Source organism: Xanthomonas sp. SI (assembly GCF_014236855.1).
Lineage (GTDB): Bacteria > Pseudomonadota > Gammaproteobacteria > Xanthomonadales > Xanthomonadaceae > Xanthomonas_A.
In genome coordinates this window covers 2567142-2586172 of sequence record NZ_CP051261.1, presented here as the reverse complement: position 1 = coordinate 2586172, position 19031 = coordinate 2567142, and the positions used below count along the sequence as shown (strand labels likewise).

General features: G+C 61.0%; 16 protein-coding genes and 1 tRNA gene. 6 read left to right on the top strand and 11 right to left on the bottom strand.

The genetic code is table 11. From position 1 onward, the window contains the following. The first annotated feature begins 167 nt into the window (after positions 1-167). Entirely contained in the window at positions 168-1718 is a 1551-nt protein-coding gene (locus tag HEP75_RS10745) for a DUF4365 domain-containing protein (protein WP_185826412.1), read from the top strand. On the opposite strand, the gene HEP75_RS10740 is transcribed toward HEP75_RS10745, so the two are convergent. Beyond that, positions 1715-2056 (bottom strand): helix-turn-helix transcriptional regulator, encoded by a 342-nt coding sequence (locus HEP75_RS10740; protein ID WP_185826411.1) that lies wholly within the window; start codon positions 2054-2056, stop codon positions 1715-1717. The two genes, HEP75_RS10745 and HEP75_RS10740, sit on opposite strands and share 4 nt — an antisense overlap. A 111-nt stretch (positions 2057-2167) precedes the next feature. Between HEP75_RS10740 and HEP75_RS10735 the strand changes: the two genes are divergently transcribed. The 4 genes from HEP75_RS10735 (at position 2168) to HEP75_RS10720 (ending at position 4797) form a co-directional block, all read left to right on the top strand. After that, positions 2168-2941: a hypothetical protein gene (locus HEP75_RS10735; RefSeq protein WP_185826410.1), complete on the top strand. Its 774-nt coding sequence runs from the start codon at positions 2168-2170 to the stop codon at positions 2939-2941. 71 nt (positions 2942-3012) lie between these two features. Next, on the top strand, positions 3013-3324 hold the full coding sequence (locus tag HEP75_RS10730) for a hypothetical protein (RefSeq protein WP_185826409.1): 312 nt from the start codon (positions 3013-3015) through the stop codon (positions 3322-3324). A 32-nt stretch (positions 3325-3356) separates the two neighbouring features. Continuing rightward, entirely contained in the window at positions 3357-3701 is a 345-nt protein-coding gene (locus tag HEP75_RS10725) for a hypothetical protein (protein WP_185826568.1), read from the top strand. 355 nt (positions 3702-4056) lie between these two features. Continuing rightward, the gene (locus tag HEP75_RS10720; RefSeq protein ID WP_185826408.1) at positions 4057-4797 is read left to right on the top strand and encodes a DNA/RNA non-specific endonuclease; all 741 of its coding nucleotides are present in this window, start codon (positions 4057-4059) and stop codon (positions 4795-4797) included. 118 nt (positions 4798-4915) lie between these two features. Here the strand turns inward: HEP75_RS10720 and HEP75_RS22285 are convergent, their stop codons facing one another. Continuing rightward, entirely contained in the window at positions 4916-5248 is a 333-nt protein-coding gene (locus HEP75_RS22285) for a hypothetical protein (RefSeq protein ID WP_255424057.1), read from the bottom strand. Between the two features lie 353 nt (positions 5249-5601). On the opposite strand from HEP75_RS22285, the gene HEP75_RS10710 reads away from it, so the two are divergent. Next, positions 5602-6255: a hypothetical protein gene (locus HEP75_RS10710; RefSeq protein WP_185826407.1), complete on the top strand. Its 654-nt coding sequence runs from the start codon at positions 5602-5604 to the stop codon at positions 6253-6255. Positions 6256-6541: 286 nt separating this feature from the next. On the opposite strand, the gene HEP75_RS10705 is transcribed toward HEP75_RS10710, so the two are convergent. From HEP75_RS10705 to alaS, 9 genes are all read right to left on the bottom strand, one after another. Beyond that, positions 6542-7222 (bottom strand): hypothetical protein, encoded by a 681-nt coding sequence (locus tag HEP75_RS10705; protein WP_185826406.1) that lies wholly within the window; start codon positions 7220-7222, stop codon positions 6542-6544. Positions 7223-7229: 7 nt separating this feature from the next. Next, positions 7230-11777, bottom strand: a complete 4548-nt coding sequence (locus tag HEP75_RS10700) for a DUF6531 domain-containing protein (protein ID WP_255424056.1) — start codon at positions 11775-11777, stop codon at positions 7230-7232. A gap of 278 nt (positions 11778-12055) precedes the next feature. Then, positions 12056-12460 carry an H-NS family nucleoid-associated regulatory protein gene (locus HEP75_RS10695; RefSeq protein ID WP_185826405.1) on the bottom strand — a complete coding sequence of 135 codons (405 nt, stop codon included), beginning with the start codon at positions 12458-12460 and terminating at the stop codon, positions 12056-12058. 214 nt (positions 12461-12674) lie between these two features. After that, complete coding sequence (locus HEP75_RS10690) at positions 12675-13298, bottom strand: RES domain-containing protein (RefSeq protein WP_185826404.1); 624 nt, start codon at positions 13296-13298, stop codon at positions 12675-12677. Positions 13299-13309: 11 nt separating this feature from the next. After that, positions 13310-14104, bottom strand: a complete 795-nt coding sequence (locus tag HEP75_RS10685) for a hypothetical protein (RefSeq protein ID WP_185826403.1) — start codon at positions 14102-14104, stop codon at positions 13310-13312. Between the two features lie 160 nt (positions 14105-14264). After that, positions 14265-15710, bottom strand: coding sequence for a site-specific integrase (locus tag HEP75_RS10680; protein ID WP_255424055.1), 1446 nt, complete (start codon positions 15708-15710; stop codon positions 14265-14267). A gap of 69 nt (positions 15711-15779) precedes the next feature. Further along, positions 15780-15872 (bottom strand) — tRNA-Ser (locus HEP75_RS10675). 81 nt (positions 15873-15953) lie between these two features. After that, positions 15954-16166 carry a carbon storage regulator CsrA gene (csrA, locus tag HEP75_RS10670; protein ID WP_145700275.1) on the bottom strand — a complete coding sequence of 71 codons (213 nt, stop codon included), beginning with the start codon at positions 16164-16166 and terminating at the stop codon, positions 15954-15956. A gap of 135 nt (positions 16167-16301) precedes the next feature. Next, on the bottom strand, positions 16302-18950 hold the full coding sequence (alaS, locus tag HEP75_RS10665) for an alanine--tRNA ligase (RefSeq protein WP_185826402.1): 2649 nt from the start codon (positions 18948-18950) through the stop codon (positions 16302-16304). Positions 18951-19031: the final 81 nt, after the last annotated feature.

Sequence of the window (19031 nt, the reverse complement as noted above, 5' to 3'; positions counted from 1 at the left end):
CTGCTTGGTGGGCGGTCCACGGCGCGTAACCCAACCTATCCTCCAGGCGGGGCACTACACGGCGGCGACAGTTGCAGAAGCAGTTGCGCGCCCCAAGCAACTCTACCCTTGAGTTTGCTGCCGCTGGAATGTCAGCGGATAATGCTATGTCCCCTTGAGGCAACTGGATGAACCTCCCAAAGTCGCAGACGACAGGACGCCTTGCTGAGTTGGCTGCGGAACGCGCTTTCACCGCCTGGGGCTGGAACGTCGGGCAAGATCACACCGACATGGGCTATGACCTTTTCGTAACCCCTGACTACGACACCTATCAAGGCGTCCGCTTTCTGGTTCAGGTCAAGGGCACAGCGTCCTTTGCGGAGAAGAATCCCAGCGCGCCCGTTTTTCGAAGCCGCCTGCGCCAATACGCCACAGATATGCTTCCGGTGTTCATTCTCAGAGTCGGGGCCGACTCGACGATTTACTGGATTCACGCTCAGGCATGGGCTGTCAAGAATCAAAAGGTTTTGAAGGGCGAAGGCAAGGGGCGGGTCAACTTCGTCCCCTCCCAAACCCTCGCGGATAGGGCCGGCTTTGAAAGGTATCTCGCGGCAGTTTGCGAACCTCTCCGTCAATGGAAAGACCGCCTATCGGTCGAACGCGACGAGCACTCCTTAGCTCCAAAGGGCCTTGGACGGACGATTGCTGGGCAAATCCCCTCTCCCGTAATCCAGGACCAACCACCTACTGCCCATTTCTCGTTTCAACCCGTGCGAACCGTAGAGAACATGGCTCTGCTTCGGGATGCGTTCTACTACGGCCTACCTCGATCTTTCGACGTTGAAAGCTTCAACATTGAGCCGCCTGCCGGGTTCCCCGACCTTCTCAAGCCTCTGAATTTGTCGCAGGGAAAGCTGACAATGAAGCGCCACCAATCCGTGCCAGGGCACGTGTTCATCTGCTCTGGCTGGGACTATTCGGTCTTGTCGCAGGAGCTGAAAGTGGCTGCCGACCTCTTCACTGGAGAGAAAGGCATTGGCATCACAAATGAGCTCCATCTCTCGCCGCTTGATTTAACGCTGCGCATTGCTGAAGAAAACTCCCGATTCAAAGCAGACGTCAACCTGGCTATCAGGGCAAAGGCAATGTATGGAAAACCCTTGCGACAATTCCATGACCTGGCTCCGCTTGCCAGTTGGGCTGACCATATTGCCGCAGAGGATGCCATGGTCCTTTCACTGGATTTCGGTGGCACTAAAGAAGAGCTCTCGACTTCTATAAAGTCACTTTCAAACATGCTTCCGGTGTTTCAGCGCATCCGGAGCTTGAGCCGGCTGCACATGGTCGCCCGCGCGCTCAAATCCGATTTCACCTTGATGGATGCCGACACCTTTTCCGTAGAAGATTTCCAAGACATCGACTTTGCTTATGAGCTTCTTCGAGGCTCTCGGCAGGCGATCAGCCTCGGTCCCATGGAAGTCGATCCCATCAGCCCAGAAGCATGCGACATCGTGAACGCCCCTGGCGCTTTGTATTGCATGACGCAGTGGCTATTCGAGGTTGCAGGGCGGCCGGTGGGCGAAATTCCTCTCGAGATCGATATGACCGGCTATGTCCTGGAAAAGATGGAAGGAAGCAATAAGGTCCTCATCTCCAAGGGTGAAGGCGCTCAGGCTTGGGTGATGCATGAAAAGCACACCGACACAACGGGTCGTATCAGGCGTAATCGCGCCTCCTAGCGCTTGTTTCCGCTATTTGCCATCTTTCGGAGGTGTTCCAGCGCATCTTTCTGCTTTGCTGCAGGAAGCTTGGCGACCAGCAGGATGACCTCGGCGAGGGTGTCAGACGTCGCATGAAAGTAAGCCACAGGCAGGCCGAGCGCCTTGGCCAAAGCTTCAGAAGTGGCTGGGTCCGGGTCATGCTGACCTGTTTCATAGCGGCTCACGCGCGTTGCCCCTGAGACGTTGTCCACCATCCCAATGCGCTCGGCCAGTTCGGCCTGGGTCCACCCCATAGCCATCCGCGCACTCCGCAGGCGCATGCCATAGACCGTGGCCGGTGTCTTGGGTTTGGGCATCGAGAAGATTGCACGAAAGCTGAATTCCCTCAGTGTGCCGCTTGGATGCGGGCTTCTCATCTGCGATTATCGTAAATGCCGCCAGGCCGGCGGTCTACAGGGGCTTTTCCTATGAAGCACGCAGGACAAGGAGCGTTCGCTGCGCTCCTGGCATTGACGTTGGCCGCTCCCACCGCCGCCCAGGCCCAGGACACCCAAGCCCAGAAGCCTGGCTTCTTCCGCCAGCTCGGCGGCAGCCTCAAGGACGCCGGCAAGCAGATGGTGGGCATCAAGCCGAACGCAGCGGGCAAGTCCACCGCCCAGGCCGGCAGTAGCGGCAGCGGTCCTCTCTACACGCCCCTCAGCGGCGCCAGGAAGCTTCCCGGGCTGTTCAAGGGCGACAACCACCAGGCCGCGCAGGCAGGCCGCCTGGAATGGCCCCGAGTGGCGTTGACCTTCACCGAGTGGGGCGCTTCCCTGCCCTGCTGGACGGTGGAAGCGCGTATCTGGACCGGCCCCGCGGCTTCGAGCGTTGAGACCTTCCGGGCCTGCGCCGACGCCCCGCTGACCGAGACCGACGACCTGGGCGAGACGGCCGAGCTCAACACGTCCGCCCTCTGGAAAGGAAGGGACACCCTCAACGGCGTTCGCGTGCTGCCCAGCAAGCCGAACACCGGCGCGCAGCACTCCACCGGTCCCAACCCGCCAGCTCAGCCCTTCGTGGTCAACGTGAGCCGCCCCGGGGTCGCCGATCGTGCCGTCGACGTCGCCCTGCGCGTGGCCTGGGTCTCCGGGTTCATCCAGACCGCCGATCTGCATCCAGGCCCCTCGGGAATGCTGACGCCGTTCAAGGACACCCGGCTCTGGATTGCGGGCTTCAAGCCGGACGGGAACCGCGACCGATAGTTTCGCGACGCTCAGCCCCTACCTGGGCGGCAGGCTCCTGCCGCTCTACTCAACCAATCAAGGAATGACCCATGAAAGCAAGGTTTCCCCTGGCCGGTTTGGCCTTTGCATTGACCCTGTCCGGCTGCGGCGGCCCGCCGTCCAATGACGATGCCGAAAAGGCGTTGGCAGCGCTCCTCACCCAGAGCGGCGCAGGTCAGATCACCGGCATCCAGGAGTTCCAGTTGTCCGGGTGCGTGGAGGCCCAAGAAATGGAGGGCTACCGGTGCGACACCACCGGAAAAGTCTCCATCGACATTGGCGGCCGGCAGGTGCCGCTCCCCGTCAGCAAAAATCTTCGCTATGCGAAGGCAAACGGCACATGGAGGGCCTACGCCAAATGACGCCCCAGACTGATCCGATCACCCCCGCGTCGATGCGCGTGGTCAACCCGCTTCCCGGCGTCGGTGCGCCGCACGCCGCCCCCAAGAAGGTGATGACGCCCCACACGAGGTTCTTCCGGTGGTTCTCGTTGAGTCTGCTGCTGCTCGGCCCGTTTGGCTTCATCGTCGGGCCGCTGATGGCCAGGCGAGGCCTGCGGAAAGCGGAGCGCCTCTACCCGCAAGAAGCCTACGCGGCTCGGCAGCGCGACCAGGGGTTCACCGCTGGGCAGTGGTGGGTCATGACGCCGCTGGCCCTGATGGGAGCCTTCTGGGTCTTCTCGCTCCTGAGCGGGCTGCCGATGGTGTTGCTGGTGCTGTGGGTGCAGCTGACCAGTTGATTCCGATAGAGCATCCGCATCAAAAAGCCCGGCAATCCGGGCTTTCTTTTTGCTCCATACCCTGCCCTTGTTGCATCGCTGTGGATGCCGGTTTACAGCGATGACGTCTTGGGACCAGGTCACACCTTGGCCAATCCGCGGTTGACCCCGGCGGCGCTCTGTTAGATACCTGTGATCACCGCGTGCCACTCCGTGGCAAAGGGGCGCGGTGGTTGTATCCCCCACCACACTGGCCAACGAGCCAGCTCTCGCTGTCTGCTTCACCTCCGTCAACTTGCGCGTCCTTCAAGGGGCAACGGCATCGCCCGTGCCTGCAGGGTTCGTGCGTCCCCAAAACACATGGAGATGTGCCGCTATGCGATTCCGGATCTTTCTCACTCTATTCCTGCTCACTACGTTCAGCGCTGCTGCCCAGGCCCAAGTCGTCACCCTCAACAAGGGCGGCTACACCCTGACCTACGACTGCACCGCCCACACGGCCACGCGCTACGAATACTCGCTCAACGCGGACACCGGCTCCGCGGCTCGTCCGTCCGACTTCAACCTCGACACCACCCTGCCGAGCGGCTGCGGCGGCCAAACCTCGACCAAGTCCTACGCCAGCGTGCGCTCGGGCTACGACCGCGGGCACCTGGTCACGTCCAACCACATGGACTACAACGCGACCTACATCGTTCGCGCCAACCTGATGTCCAACATCGTGCCGCAGGTGTCTGGCTTCAATCAGGGGATCTGGGTGCAGGCCGAGAACGTGGCCGAGTGCTACCGCGACATCAAGCCGGTGAAGGTCTACGGCGGCGTGGTCTTCGGCGACACGTCCAACGACTACTTCCTGTCCAGCCACGGCATCCGGACACCGGAATACTTCTGGAAGACCATCATCACCACCGACCCGAGCACGGGCGCTGAGAAGGCCATCAGCTGGATCATCCCGAACGAAACCGGCCTGGGTAGCCTGGACGACTACATCGTCTCGATCGCCGACCTGGAAGAGCTCATCGGGGCCAGCAACGTCGCCATCACGGCCTCGGCTACGGTGAAGAACATGTTGCCGAACTCGACGTGGGCGCTGCCGAGCAACTGCGATCTGAGCTGAGCACGCGCCGGCTTCGCAACGCGTTTCCTCGAAAGCCCTAGGTCACGACCTGGGGCTTTCTTTTTTACTCGTAAGGGATAGCTCCAAGGAGAGACCGGCTCAATCCGGGAACGTCCCCTCAACTGGCTGCGTCGCCCTTGAGCACGGGCAGCGGCTGGCCCGCGGCCGAGCCGATGGGCAAGCGCGATTCAGCGCCGGGGGTTACTACGATGACCGTGATGACTTCGTCCAGCGCCGAGTTGATTTGGACGAACTTGAGGCCGGCCTTTTCGAAGGTGTAGGCCTTGAACAGCGGCGACAGGCTGACGTTTTCTTTGCCGGCGGGGATGCGCTCCCCCATGCCCTCGATAACGTCGGCTGGGTTCATCACCTGGTCCGCTGCCTTGGCGACCGGAGAGAGGCCAGCTGCCAGCCCGGCCAATCCAAGCAATGCGCCGGAGAGGGTTTTCATCGTTCATTCCTTGACGAGAAAGCGTCGCCAAAACGCTACTGCTGGCCAGATGAGTGCGCAAGCGCAAGCCCCATGGCCGCTCAAAACGTCTACGAAGATAGACAAATGTGTGCCGGACGGCGGCCCTTGCTACGGCATTTCCAGCTTCCCCTAGACGCAAAAAGCAAAAGGCCTCGCATTCGAGACCCCTGGTTGTCGACGTCCGAGTGAAGGATTCCTGCCCCTTCCTGTAGTGCTTTCACGCGAGGGACGCGATGGCGTTTTCAGAAAGGCTGGCCCGCGTCAGGACTGATGCCGCTCCAATCGCTTCGGGAGCTGGCTTTAAACAAACAACAACTTCGAGGAATGCAGCGATGTGGAACTACGACGACGACGAAGGCTTGTGGACCGACCAGAACTCGGGCTACTCCTACAATCCGATCGATGACAACTTCATGGAGGGCGAGGACATCGTCGCATTGGATGATGTGCCATTGGCAGTTAGACAGGCCCTGGAAACCACCGCGGACAACGCCATCAAGCAAATCATCAGCGGCGCCAATCCAATCCTTCAACGCGGTGAGGTGGCGTTCACTGACGAGTTCGAGCAAGACCAAGAGGTGGTAGGCATTGAGCTGGAGGCGGCAACGGTGTTCGGGAGCGTTGGCGCCGGGCCGTGCCTTATCGTATTCGCCACGGGCCCAAACGCCGATGGGAATGGCGTCTACGCGAATGGAGCACATCGCGACAATGCCTTCCTGCTGGGCGAGGAATTTTTGGACGAAATGAGCGCTGACATTTTGGGTGCACCAACCTTCTACGTGCTCGGCGGGGAAGTCGGCAGCCACACGGGCGTCGAGGGCGCCACCATGGACTATTCTCGTTACTACCCCTTCTTCCTTGCCTGCGAGCAATCCAACGTCGTGTTTGGCGGCGTGACGTTTCCCTCCAACCCTACCGCCGATGATGCTACTTCCGCAGCGCTTACTCTAGTGGACAATGCCCCACAGGTTGGCTACTGGCTCTGATGCTGGTCCCCGCCCAGTCAAGCAATCTATAGGCACAAAAAGCAAAGGCCTCGCATGCGAGGCCTTTGGTCGTCGGCGCTTAGGTGGAGGTTCTGGCCCCCGTCCCCCAGCCATGGTGGGTGAAGTGGCCTGGACGACGGATACAGGTTGCCATGAGGAGCACGGACGTGCGATCAGTTGAAGGCTGACCGCAGCATCAGAAAACTCCTACGCGCATGCTCCACTCGTTATTGGCCGATTGGCAAGGAGGCAGATCCGCCCCTTGGAAATATGTTACGAACCAAATTCAATCAGAAAAATTCAGAGCCGAAACGACCTTACAGGAAGAGCAGGAAAAGTATAGAACCTGAACAAAATCATTTCCTACAAACCCTTCGTCGGTTGAATAATTCTTGTTCCCGACAGAGGCAATTACCGTCATCTCTTTTTTGCACACAGGGCAGTCCTTCCTGACACGCTCCGTGTCTAGCAAATAAGGAACTCCGCCAAACTGATGCTGAGGCACAGAAAGCATTGAAGGGAGTGCACCAGAAAACTTATAGCCCCCATCAACATCGGGCGCATTCAATCTTTCAATAACAGCCATTTCCTCATCACTAAGACGACGAATACCCACAGAGACCTCGTTAAAGACCTCGGGGTAGTTCGGATAGGGAAAACCCTCGTAGTCGTCGCTGCCAGTCGTGTATTCGACCACCTCGATCGAACCATTGATGTATCTATAGCTAAAGTCGCCCTTATGGATGTCGCACTTCCAGCTATAAAGAAGGTGCAACTCGGGCTCATCGAACCCTGGAACCGCAAATCCATCGCGCGATTGAACCACTCTTGCAAACTGAGTGAGGGGCGCACCTGTATTGGGCGATACCGCGCCAGGCAGGGGGCATCGCCCCCCAATATAGGCCTCATGCGAGGAATTTTCCGAACTTTCCGCAACAACATACCCAGGCGAATTGATGAATTTCATAAATGCCTCACGGCACAAAAATTAAAGGTTCGACAACCACTGGCTCCACCATCGGCTCAGCTACCGGAACCGGCATTTCTGCCATCTCCGGGAGTGGCGCGGTTTCATCCGGCATTGTCAACGCCTCACCGGATTCAACCTGACCGTTGAACCTACTCAGTTCCGGATTGTTACCCAAGTAGTCCAAGAACTCTTGTGCAGAATCCTTCGACATATTCCTCAAATCTGTGCCAGCCTTCTCGCAGAAATCATCCCACGCCCTCCGGGCAATGCGATTGTAAGCAGCATGCTCTTTGCTGTATCCATGCCTAGTTGCCGGCTTTACTACAGCCCTATCAAAAAGCTGCCTGACATCCTGAGATAGATTATCCAGACCGCGCCAAATTGACTGCGGGAAAACATGATGACCTGCGGAAATAAGGCCAAATTGGTCATAAGAATACAGTGGCTTTGATTCGACGTATGCCCAAGTGTTGATGCCGCCACTCAGCCCGATCGGATCGCTTTGCCCATACCGCCCACTGATGGTGTCGTAATCCCGGAAATAGTTCTGGTTGAGTCCCGTGGCGCTGTCGTAACGCTGTCCCGGGGAGCGCATGTTGAACACGAACGCGGTCCCGTCGTTGTCTGGGTCTTGGTTCGGCGGCGTGTTGCCGAACGCCTCACCCTTGATGTCCCAGGTCCAAATTGCGACGTCGCGCGTCGGGTCGATCACCGTCCGCGGCGCGCCAAGGTGGTCCGGCTGCACATAGTTCAAGGCCGTGCCGGCCAGCACGCCCACCGGCAGATTACCGAGCCAGATGACTTGCTGGAGCGCTTTGCCGTTGGTGTCGTAGTCGCCCATCCAATGGCCGGCCTCATCGTAGACCGTGTAGGTGTTGGTCGTGCCGAGGAAGCGTCGCACCTGCTCGCCGCGGTCGTTGTAGCGATACTCCATCGCAAGCGTGCCGCTGCGCTTGGCCTGGCTCAGGCGCCCGGTCGCGTCGTAGGCGAACTCGCGTGCGGTGCCGTCGATGGCCGTGGTATTGCCTGCCGCGTCGTAGCTGCGCGCGGCGCCGGCCACGCTTGCCAGGCGATGGCTGTCGGTCGGGTAGCTGTAGGTCTGGGCGCTGCCGTTGACCTGAGCGCTGAGCCGGTTGCCGGTAGCGTCGTAGCTGTAGCCGTCGATCACCGTGCCGGTCGGGCCGTCCTTGAACGCGGTCAATCGGTCCAGGTTGTCATAGCTCAAAGTGACCACGGGTGCCGTGTTGCCTGGAGCGGTCAGCGCAGTGAGATTGCCGACCGGGTCGAAGGCGAAGCCGATGTTGAGGCCATCGCTGCGGCTGTCCTGGATCGCCTGCGGGCGGTAGTCCTGGTCCAGCACGCGCTGCAGTGGCCGGCTGTTGCCGTAAGACCAACCGGCGCTGGGGCCGAACGGATAGTAGGTGGCGCCGCTCAGCAGCTTTTGCCGCGTGCCGCCCGCAGGCGTGACGCCCACTTCCGTGGCCTGCCCCAGCGCGTTGCGCACGTAGTCCACCACCGCGCCGTCCGGATAGGTCACCCGGCTCAAGCGGCCGCCCTTGGTGTAGGCGTAGCGCAGCGCGAACGCCTTGCCGTTGGTGGTCTGCACCTTGCGCACGACGCGTCCGAACCGGTCATAGCAATACTGGGTCGTGCCACTGCCGTCCTGCAGCTTGCTCAAGCGCCCCAGCGCAAATGTTTCCCCGGCCGCGCACACGTTCTGGCTGGCATCGTAGGTGTAGGTCGCGATCAGCGCCTTGTCCGCGTAGGTCGCCTTGGCCAGACGGCCGAGCACGTCGAAGACGTAGTTGGTCTTGGTGCCGCGCGCATCGGTTTGTGTGGCCGGGTTGCCGGCGCTGTTGTAGGTGTAGCTGGTCACGCCGGTGTCGGGGCTGGTCAGTTTGAGCAAGTCGCCCAGGCCGTTGTATTGGTAACTCGTGGTCAGGCCCTTGGGATCGGTAACCTTGGTGATGCGGTCCAGTGCGTCGTATTCGGCCTGGGTCTTGGCGGCGATCCCGCCCACATCCTGTGTCGTCTGCTTGACCCGGTCCAGCGGATCGTAGTCGGTCTGGTTCTTCCGCTTGAGTGCGTCGGTGACCAACTGCACATTGCCGTTGTCGTCGTAGCCGAAGTCGGTCGGGTCGGCTTCGGCGGTGGCCTGCGTGGCCAGCTGGCCGAGCTTGTTGTAGATCCGCGACAGCGTGCGCTTGAGCGTGCCGGACGCGTCCTTGGTGTCTTCCTTGAACCGGTTACCGGACGCATCCAGCGAGTAGTGGATGTTGTTGCCGGCGCCATCGGTCACGTCGGTCAAGCGATGCGCAGCGTCGTAGCCGTAGGTGACGAAGGTGCCGTCGGGGTCGGTCACCTTACTGACGCTGCCCACCTCGTCGTAGGCGACGATGGTGGCCTGATCCTGATCTGACGGCGTGCCGTCGGCATTCGCGCGCAGGGTGCTTGAGGCCATCCAGCCGCGCGGGGTGTAGGCGAGGTCGCGGATCAGGCCATTGGCGTCCTGGGTGCGGGTGGGACGGCCGTTGCGGTCGTAAGCCACATAGGTCGTGGCACGGCCCAGCGCATCGACCACCTGATACAGGTCCCCGGCGCGGTGGCAGACGCCGCCAGCGTTGGCGCAGCCGGATTCGTCGGCGGTCAGGTAATAGCGATAGGTCGTGGTGTCGGCGACATCCGTGCGCGGGCCATCCTGGCTAAGCACCAGGCCGATCTGCGGGCACTGCGTGCCATCGACGGTATCGCAGTAGCTGGTGAGCCACTGCCGCACGCCGGCTGGGGCTTTGGCCGCGCTGCCGCAGCTGTAGCTCATGGCGGTGGACACGGACGGATCCACCTGGCAACGCGCGGTTTGCTGTCCGCGTGCGTTGTAGGTCCATGCCGTCTTGGCAGCGGTCGCGCCCGCTGCATCGAGCACGGTGCGGGTCAGCGGCACCCGTAGGCTGGTATTCCACGTGGTGTTGGTGGTGCGCTGCTGCGTTGTGCCCGAGGCCTCTATCTGTTGGGTCAGCAGGCCGCCAGCCGCGTAGGTCGTCTTGGTGACGGTGCCCTTGAAGTCGGTCGTAGACGCCGGGTAGCCATTGGCGTCATAGGTCAGCGACTTCCACGGCTGATTGCATTGTTGACCACACGCCACACTGGCACCGGTCGGCTTCAAAGCGCCATAGCCGCTGTCTGTATAGCTCATGTAAACCTGGGTTCCCAACGGCGAAGTCACCGTGGCCGGCACGCCCCAGTTCTGGGTGTAATTCGCATAGTCGACACTGGTGGCATCGACGTTGCCGGCAAAGCTCGAAGAATTGGCCTTGCCGTTGGCGTCGTAGCCGGTGCTTTCGAAGCGCACACCCTTCTCGTCGATCACTCCGGTCAGCGCCGTGGGCCGATTGACCTTGGACGTCAGCGTTTGCTCGTTGTAGACGTATTGGCGGGTCTTGCCATCCGGATACTGCACGGAAGCCAGGTTGCCCGTGGTGTCGTAGGTATAGGTCAGCGCGCCGCCATCGGGGAGGGTCACCGTCTTCAGACGGCTGTCGCTGCCATAGACGAACGCGAGTGCGCGGCCACCTGCGTCGGTGACGTGCAGCAGCAGGTTCGGCTTGGGCGCGATTGCGACCGGCGTCTGCGCGTCGCTGTAGTCCAGGGTCAACACAGTCTGGCCCATCCGGTCGAACGCCGAACGCAACAGGCCATTGCTGTCGTAAAGCTCGGTCTGCTGCGTAGCTGCGACCGCCAGGGAGTAGCCCAGCAACAGACCGGCGCTGTCGCGGCGCTCGGTCAAGGTGTCGGGCATGTCCGGATCCGTCGTCCAGACGCCGCTCTTCAACTGGAACCGTTCCACACCGCCATCCGGGCGGCGTGCGTCGATGATGCTTCCACCGTTGGGAGCCGTGGCCACCATCACGTCCAGGGTGCGCTCGAACGAGTGGCGCCACTGCTTGCCAAGCGCCACCGAGGTGACGAAGGTCTTGCTGTTGTAGAAGCGGCGCAGCGTCAGCCAGGTCGGCGAATCGTAATCGGTGTCCTGGCGGAACATGTTGCCGGTGGCGGTGTTGATCGGGTCGCCCTCGAATACGCTACCGCGATGCGCCCCGCCCTGTTTCAGAGCCGCGTCGCCGCTGCTGCCATGGGGACCGGTGTTGTCGCCTTTCTGCCCCAGGCCGCCACTACACATCGTGTTGCAGCTGCCCGCGTTCTTGGGCGGATAACCCACGACGTTGTCGGTGGCCTCGATGTAGGAATCGGTCTGGCCGTTGACGTAAAGAATCGCCGCTGTGAAGCCAGAGCCATAGCTCACGGAGAAGGTAGGCGGATTCACGCATCCCTTCGGTCCCGACTCGCATAGCGCCATGATCTGGCTTTCGAGAAATTGGACGACTTCATTGACTGTGGGATACGTCGCCACGCCATGACTGGAGGAGGTCGTATAGGGCGGACCATATTGGTGTTGCGGCGTCGCTTGGCTCAGCGGCGCAACCAACATGCCGACAAGCAGCAACAGGCAGGCCATGCCGATACGGCGGGAAAGGCGAACGTGGGGGTTCGACATGGCGTCATCCTTGAGCTTGGATAGAGTTGTGGGCGGGCAACCGCGGTGCGTGGGCATTGCCCGGCGCCAACAAAGCGTATCGCTGGTTTGTTGCAAATTTTGAGACGGCCAGAACTTTGTTTATTTGCCGTCCAGCCCATCTAGCAGCTGGTCACCCCACCCCCCTAGCACCCCAGCTCGACCCTTGGCCTCTGGCGACGTCTACCACCTGCCAGGCTCACAGATAACCTGTGAGCCTGCGCTCTACCGAAGCTGGCTTCCTGGAACGTTGCCACCGCTCAGCCCGGATATTTCGGGAACTTCTCGTCCGGGTGACCAGCCTTCCATTGCTTGTAAGCAGCCGTCCCCTCCCAAGCAGTGAAGGCACGCGGAGGACGGCCCCGTCCACTCCAGGTCTCATGGGTATGGGGCAGCCAATACTTGGGGGCGACTTCCTTCTTGGCCTGGGTCGAAGCGGCCTTGGGACCGCGGCCCGGGCTGCTGGCGCCGATGGCAACCGCCAGCTCGGCTTTCTGCTTCGGGGTGAAGTATTCGCTGTATTGAGACAGCAGGCCGACAATTTCCGCTACAGCGGCGGCGGCCTGTTCTTGGCGGAGTGCGGCTTCCTGTTCTTCAAGCTTGCGAAGCTCCTCTTCGATCTTGGCCTTGGCAGAGGTGATCGATTCCAACGTTTTCTTACTCATTCAGCACATCGCCTGTTAGGAACATGGGTCTTATCCCGGAACTTAAAGCTTAATTCAAATCCGCCCGCAGATCAGCGCCGATAAATTTCAGCATATACCAATCATACTCAACATCATGAAAACCTAACCACAAGAAATAATCTCATTCAGTAGGGCAATCACATAGCCAACCCAAATAGTAAATTTTTCGTAGAAATTTAAAAACTCAAGACACTTATCTATCTATTTTTTCAATGGCAGGATTTTTTCTTAAAAAATCAATCCACTCAGGATCATTGATAAGCTTGGAATAGGGCCTGCTTGACGTTCTTTCCAGCTTTATCGAGACCTTATGCTCGTGCCAAATCGCATAAACACGACCCAACTGATGGCGATGATAAGATTGCCAGCTTAACCCGTGAATGATTTTTCCAAATCGCCGATGCAACTCAAGCGCAGCATTCTGAAATGGCAGGTAAGTACTATCCAACTTACCACCACTCCACGACAGCCCAAGTAAGTCACGATTATCGCCATCAATCGGAATGAAAAGCGCTGGCTCTGAAAATTCATAGCGGACGACTGAGTATTGCTCTGCCAAATCCTTCGACCACTTAAAGCTGTCATCCTGAGCGTTTACCTGCAGCACCCGGCATTCCATTGCCACTGCTGGCAAAGTATCAGCGGTATACAGCACAGCAAACTGGTCCTTAAATCCATCCGGAGGGTCAACGCGGAGTTTACGAAACTTGACATCTGGCGGATCCCAGTCCATTCCATCATAACGAAACAGCCGGACCAAAGGCCGGCTGTTCGGATCAAGCAAATGGATTTGTATTTCGTCAGCAGAAAACGTCATAGATCTGCCCTTCATGGCCCCAAGACATAAGCGTTGGCGGCCCCAATGACGGCCTCTAGTCGCGCAGCTGGCGCCGAAGCCATAAGCTGATCGGCACCGCCAGCGCTCAGGTCACGAACCGATAGGAGGGCACCGCAAAGCAATTCTACCGGAGTTAGATCATACAGAAGTTCATTAGGCGAAACAAAGAAACCATAGGTTGCAGAACCCAACTCCGGGTCCAGCGCCGCCAAGACTTGAGTCAACGGCGCTCCAACGATTCCGGGCCATGCTTGAAAAGCCGGATATTCACGGCCGCGCTTGCGTCCCGGTCGAAGTATCGAGAACACTTCACGTTCATCTTCGCGCCGACGCACGGTTTCGTCACTGATACCTAGTTCCCTTGCGAACTCAACAGCAGATAGAAATTTACTTGCATCGCGCCCGCTTATAGGAAAGACCCCCGTCGGCTTAACATCTGCCACACGGCTTACCAGACGGTCAAAATCCAACTGCCGCTGCAGTACACGGCCCTCAACTTGAACCTCGACCCAAGACTTCAGTATGTCCAGCACTGTAGGTGCAAGCCCTGCTTTCTTCAGCGCGACGGCATGTGCATCACTGCTTTGCTGTAACGCAGCCTCAAGCCGACTATCGGTGCGTAGGCGCCGAGCCTCCGACTTCACGAGTTCGAACGAAAGATTCGACGAAGAGACAAGTACGGAGCTAGCCAAGCTCAAGTCAGCTAGATATCCAGGAATATGTTCCGCCCCCTGCAGACCAGGCTGGATCTCCGACAACGCGATGGCAAGCGAGCGCTCCAACATGTCCAGCCTATCCTTAGGCTGCCGTAGATCGTGGTCTGTAGAAACGACCTCATCCCAAGGAAATGGCGTAGACATAAATGAACTCCGCTTTTGACTAATGCAACAATAGCCACTGAGGACACACATGTCAAGTATGGCCTATATGGCTTAATCAATGGACTTAGACCACCAGCTGGATAGACCACATCATCGCCGGGTGGCATGCCTCAGCCAGCACCCTCGGACTGAACTCCGTCTCATACGCATGGGCATGCTCCTGCCGGTCCGACAACTCATGCCCTGTGTATTCCTCCCGCATCTCCCGGTGGACCCCAGCGGCCTTCAACGCGCCGATGACCGTATCCCGGAAGCTGTGGTGCCCCACCCTGCCGCCGCCGCGCGCCTTGATGCCCAGCTTGACCAGGTAGCGTGAAAACGCGTGCTGGGTTCGGCCGGCCGGGCCGTTCTTGGCATCGAAGCTGAGTTCGGGGAAGAGCTTCGTCTCGCCGGCCGCCTTGAGCCGCTCCACGCGCTCCCACAGGCCCAACTTGATGAGGTCCGGGTGCACGGGGGTCTTCCGATCGCTGGCATCCGTCTTGAGGCTCTTGTCCTCGCCCATCCAGGTGAAGTGGAAGATGGGGATGCCGTCTTCCTCTCGGCAGTCCTCCAGTTCCAGCCTAGCCACCTCATTGGAGCGCGCGCCGGTGTAGAGCAGGATGAGCGGCAGCCACCGCGCCGCATCGCCCTTCAACTGCTTGAAGTTCTCCGGGTCGAAGATGCGCTTGACCTGGTCGGGAGTGAACGCCTGTGAGCCATGGCTCTTCGCCCGCTGCTTCTTCAGCTGCTTGGGCACGGAGGCGTGCCCGGAAGCCGGGTTGTCGCCCTGCGGGTAGTGCCCGGCCGTCTGCGCCCACTTGATGAAATCCGCGCAGGCCGAGAAACGGTTGGTGATGTAGGTGATGACCCGCTTCTGCGCAGTCTCGTGCAGGAACCACTCCGAGAAGTCGGTGCGCGTCAGCTCCTTCAGCAACACGGGACGCTTGCCTTTGCGCTGGCTGGCCACGAAGACCTCCAGGTCCTTCAGGGCCCGGGTTTTCTGAACGATGGTCTTGGCGGTGTTCTTGCCCTGGATGCTGACCAGATACTTGTCGCGCGCATCTGCGAGGGTCAGGCCGACAGGGCGAGCCTCACCGATGGGCTTGACGACCCTGCGCGGCGGGAACGGTGTAGACGACGGCATGGACACCGAGTGCTGCGCCGCCAGTCGCTTGAACAGCGACAAATCCTTGTCGTCGTTGATCTCCACCTGCCCGAACGATGCCCCGCCCGGCAGCTTCACGTCCTTGAGGATCAGTTCGAGCGACGACGTGCCCTCCAGGCTCCTCAAGAGCTCATCCAGCTCCGATCCCATGCTGCCGTTCCTGATGGCTGCGAAGGCTCGAGCATAGCGCTGCTGCATCAGCAACGCGTAGCCAAGCGCGGCGCGATCGCACGTCGTGCCGGTGCTGCGCTTGACGACTTTTCGGCCGAAGCGCGCCTGCAGATCGGCAGGAATGCGCAAACGAACGTAGAAGCGGCCGGTCTCGCCGCGGGTGAGGTAGTGCGCTACTCGCATGGAAGTGTCCAAGCGAGTGTCCAAGGTGGTCGAAAAGAAAAACGCCCGCAAATCGTTGATTTGCGGGCGTTTCCTTGACACTGGCGGAGTGAGAGGGATTCGAACCCTCGATAGAGCTTTTGACCCTATACTCCCTTAGCAGGGGAGCCCCTTCAGCCGCTCGGGCATCACTCCGGATCTAGACGCTGCGGATATTCCGCGACCGGGCGCGAAGGATAACGGTTTGTAGGGTCTCAGGTAAACCCTTTCGACGCATCAATCGGAAGATTGATCGCCATGGCCGCCGCCATGCGAGGTCGGCTCGTCGCCGCGTTGGATGCGCTGATAGATTTCTTCGCGGTGCACGGCGACATCCTTCGGCGCGGTGATGCCGATGCGCACTTGATTGCCCTTGACCCCAAGCACCGTCACGGTGACCGAATCGCCGATCATCAAGGTTTCGCCTACCCGGCGAGTCAGGATCAACATTTTTAAAATTCTCCAGGGAACCGGTGATTCCCACCGGTACGGCATCCCGAGCCGGGACGCCCCATCACGAAAGGGAAAAGAAGATCGATGTTAAGGGAAGCCGCGCCCTGCCAGCAAGGCGGCGCGAGTTCGTGTTCAGGGGAGATGTTGCTTGACCCAGTCGGGTACGCCCTCGAGCGCAAGGGCAAGGGCGGGCCCGTCCTCGCCACCACCCTGGGCGAGGTCCGGGCGGCCGCCGCCCTTGCCCGAGATCTGACCGGCGATATGGCTCAGCAGTTCCCCGGCCTTGACCCGGCCCATTGGGCTGCCGTTCACCCCGGCGACCAGCGCCGCTTTGCCCTCGCTGGCACCGGCCAGCACGATCACGCTGTCGCCCAACTGCTGCTTCAGGCGGTCGATCGCCTCGCGCAAGGCCTTTGCATCGAAGCCTTCCAGGCGCACGGCGAGCACCTTCACCCCGGCCACCTCGACCGCGGCGGCGGCCAGGTCGGCGGTGGCGCCGGACGCCAGCTTGGCCTTCAGCGCCTCCAGCTCGCGCTCCAGGCGCTTGTGCTTGTCGCCCAGCTGGCGAATCTTCTCGACCACGTCGCCGGCGCTGCCGCCGACCAGTTCGGCCGCCTCGTGCAGCTTGGCCTCTTCGGCCGCCACATGGTCCAGGGCGCCCTGCCCGGTCACCGCCTCGATCCGGCGCACGCCGGCCGACACGCCGCCCTCGCTGGTGATCTTGAACAGGCCGATGTCGCCGGTGCGCGCCACGTGCGTGCCGCCGCACAGCTCGGTGGAGTAGTCGCCCATCTTCAGCACGCGCACGCGTTCGCCGTACTTCTCGCCGAACAGCGCCATCGCGCCGAAGTCCAGCGCTTCCTGCATGCCCATGTGGTGCACTTCGACCGCATGGTTGGCGCGCACCTGCGCGTTGACCTTGCGCTCGACCACCGCCAGCTCCTCGGCGCTCATCGGCTGGAAGTGCGAGAAATCGAAACGCAGCCGGTCCGGCGCGACCAGCGAACCCTTCTGCTGCACGTGCGTGCCGAGCACCTCGCGCAGCGCGGCGTGCAGCAGGTGCGTGGCGGAATGGTTGAGGATGGTGGCGCCGCGGCGGTCGCTGTCGACCTGCGCCGACAGCGTGGCGCCGACCTGCAGGCGGCCGCTGCGCAACTGGCCGACATGGCCATGGAACTGGCCGGCGAACTTCTGCGTCTCCTCGACCTGGAACAGCACGCCGTCCGCGCTCAACTGGCCCAGGTCGCCGACCTGGCCGCCGGATTCGGCATAGAACGGAGTGCGATCGAGCAGCACGATCGCCGCATCGCCGGCCTCGACCGACTCGACCGGGCGCCCATCCTTCAACAACGCGACCACCTTCAGCGCATCGGCCTGCAGCGCGTCGTAGCCCAGGAACACCGTGGGGACCAGCTGCGCCACTAGGTCGGCCGGCAACGTGGTGCCGCCGCCGAACTTGCCGGCCGCGCGCGCGGTCTCGCGTTGGCGCTCCATCGCGCTTTCGAAACCGGCCATGTCCACGTCCATGCCGCGCTCGCGGGCGATGTCGGCGGTGAGATCGACCGGGAAGCCATAGGTGTCGTACAGGCGGAAGGCGTCCGTGCCGGGGATCGTGCCGCTGACGCGGGCGGCGATCTCGTCGAAGATCTTCATGCCCGAATCCAGGGTCTCGGCAAAGCGCTCCTCTTCGGCCTGCAGCGCCCGCTGCACGGTGGACAACGCCGCCGGCAGTTCCGGATAGGCTTCGCCCATCAGCTCGGACAGGGTGGCCGCCATCTTGTGGAAGAATGGCTGGCGCACGCCGAGCATCCAGCCATGGCGCAGGGCGCGGCGGATGATCCGGCGCAGCACGTAGCCGCGGCCTTCGTTGGACGGCAGCACGCCGTCGACGATCAGGAACGAACAGGCGCGGATGTGGTCGGCGATCACGCGCAGCGACTTGTTCTCCAGGTCGGCCATGCCGGTCAGCTCGGAAGCATGACGGATCAGCGTCTGGAACAGGTCGATCTCGTAGTTGCTGTGCACGTGCTGCAGAATCGCGGCCAGGCGCTCGAGGCCCATGCCGGTATCCACGCACGGCGCCGGCAGCGGCACCAGGGTGCCGTCCGGCTGGCGGTCGAACTGCATGAACACCAGGTTCCAGATCTCAATGAAGCGGTCGCCGTCCTCGTCCGGCGAGCCCGGAGGACCGCCGGCGATATGCGCGCCATGGTCGTAGAAGATCTCGGTGCACGGGCCGCAGGGGCCGGTGTCGGCCATCTGCCAGAAGTTGTCCGAGGCATACGGCGCGCCCTTGTTGTCGCCGATGCGCACGATCCGCTCCGGTGGCACCCCGATCATGTCGCGCCACAGCTCGTAGGCCTGCTCGTCGGTGTGGTAGACGGTGACCAGCAAGCGTTCGGCGGGCAGCTTCCAGACCTGGGTCAGCAGTTCCCAGGCCCAGGCGATCGCCTCTTTCTTGAAGTAGTCGCCGAACGACCAGTTGCCCAGCATTTCGAAGAAGGTGTGATGGCGCGCGGTATAGCCGACCGCATCCAGGTCGTTGTGCTTGCCGCCGGCGCGCAGGCAGCGCTGCACATCGGCCGCGCGCACATAGCTGCGTTTCTCGGCGCCGAGGAACACGTCCTTGAACTGCACCATGCCGGAATTGGTGAACAGCAGCGTCGGATCGTTGCCCGGCACCAGCGGCGCGGACGGAACGATGGTGTGGCCCTTCCCGTTGAAGAACTCGAGGAAGTCGCTGCGGATCTGGGAGGTGGAGAATTTGGCGGGTGCGTTCATGGGCTGGCTATAGACGAGCGGACGGGTTTCCGGGCGTACCCCCTCAAGATAAGGGCGTGCGGAAACCGGACAAGACAATCC

Coding starts and splice junctions, on each gene's coding strand:
- HEP75_RS10730 (WP_185826409.1), top strand. CDS start 3,013: ATGAAAGCAAGGTTTCCCCTGGCCGGTTTGGCCTTTGCATTGACCCTG.
- HEP75_RS10700 (WP_255424056.1), bottom strand. CDS start 11,777: ATGTCGAACCCCCACGTTCGCCTTTCCCGCCGTATCGGCATGGCCTGC.
- HEP75_RS22285 (WP_255424057.1), bottom strand. CDS start 5,248: ATGAAAACCCTCTCCGGCGCATTGCTTGGATTGGCCGGGCTGGCAGCT.
- HEP75_RS10690 (WP_185826404.1), bottom strand. CDS start 13,298: ATGACGTTTTCTGCTGACGAAATACAAATCCATTTGCTTGATCCGAAC.
- HEP75_RS10705 (WP_185826406.1), bottom strand. CDS start 7,222: ATGAAATTCATCAATTCGCCTGGGTATGTTGTTGCGGAAAGTTCGGAA.
- HEP75_RS10745 (WP_185826412.1), top strand. CDS start 168: ATGAACCTCCCAAAGTCGCAGACGACAGGACGCCTTGCTGAGTTGGCT.
- HEP75_RS10725 (WP_185826568.1), top strand. CDS start 3,357: ATGCGCGTGGTCAACCCGCTTCCCGGCGTCGGTGCGCCGCACGCCGCC.
- HEP75_RS10695 (WP_185826405.1), bottom strand. CDS start 12,460: ATGAGTAAGAAAACGTTGGAATCGATCACCTCTGCCAAGGCCAAGATC.
- alaS (WP_185826402.1), bottom strand. CDS start 18,950: ATGAACGCACCCGCCAAATTCTCCACCTCCCAGATCCGCAGCGACTTC.
- HEP75_RS10685 (WP_185826403.1), bottom strand. CDS start 14,104: ATGTTGGAGCGCTCGCTTGCCATCGCGTTGTCGGAGATCCAGCCTGGT.
- HEP75_RS10740 (WP_185826411.1), bottom strand. CDS start 2,056: ATGCCCAAACCCAAGACACCGGCCACGGTCTATGGCATGCGCCTGCGG.
- HEP75_RS10735 (WP_185826410.1), top strand. CDS start 2,168: ATGAAGCACGCAGGACAAGGAGCGTTCGCTGCGCTCCTGGCATTGACG.
- HEP75_RS10710 (WP_185826407.1), top strand. CDS start 5,602: ATGTGGAACTACGACGACGACGAAGGCTTGTGGACCGACCAGAACTCG.
- csrA (WP_145700275.1), bottom strand. CDS start 16,166: ATGTTGATCCTGACTCGCCGGGTAGGCGAAACCTTGATGATCGGCGAT.
- HEP75_RS10720 (WP_185826408.1), top strand. CDS start 4,057: ATGCGATTCCGGATCTTTCTCACTCTATTCCTGCTCACTACGTTCAGC.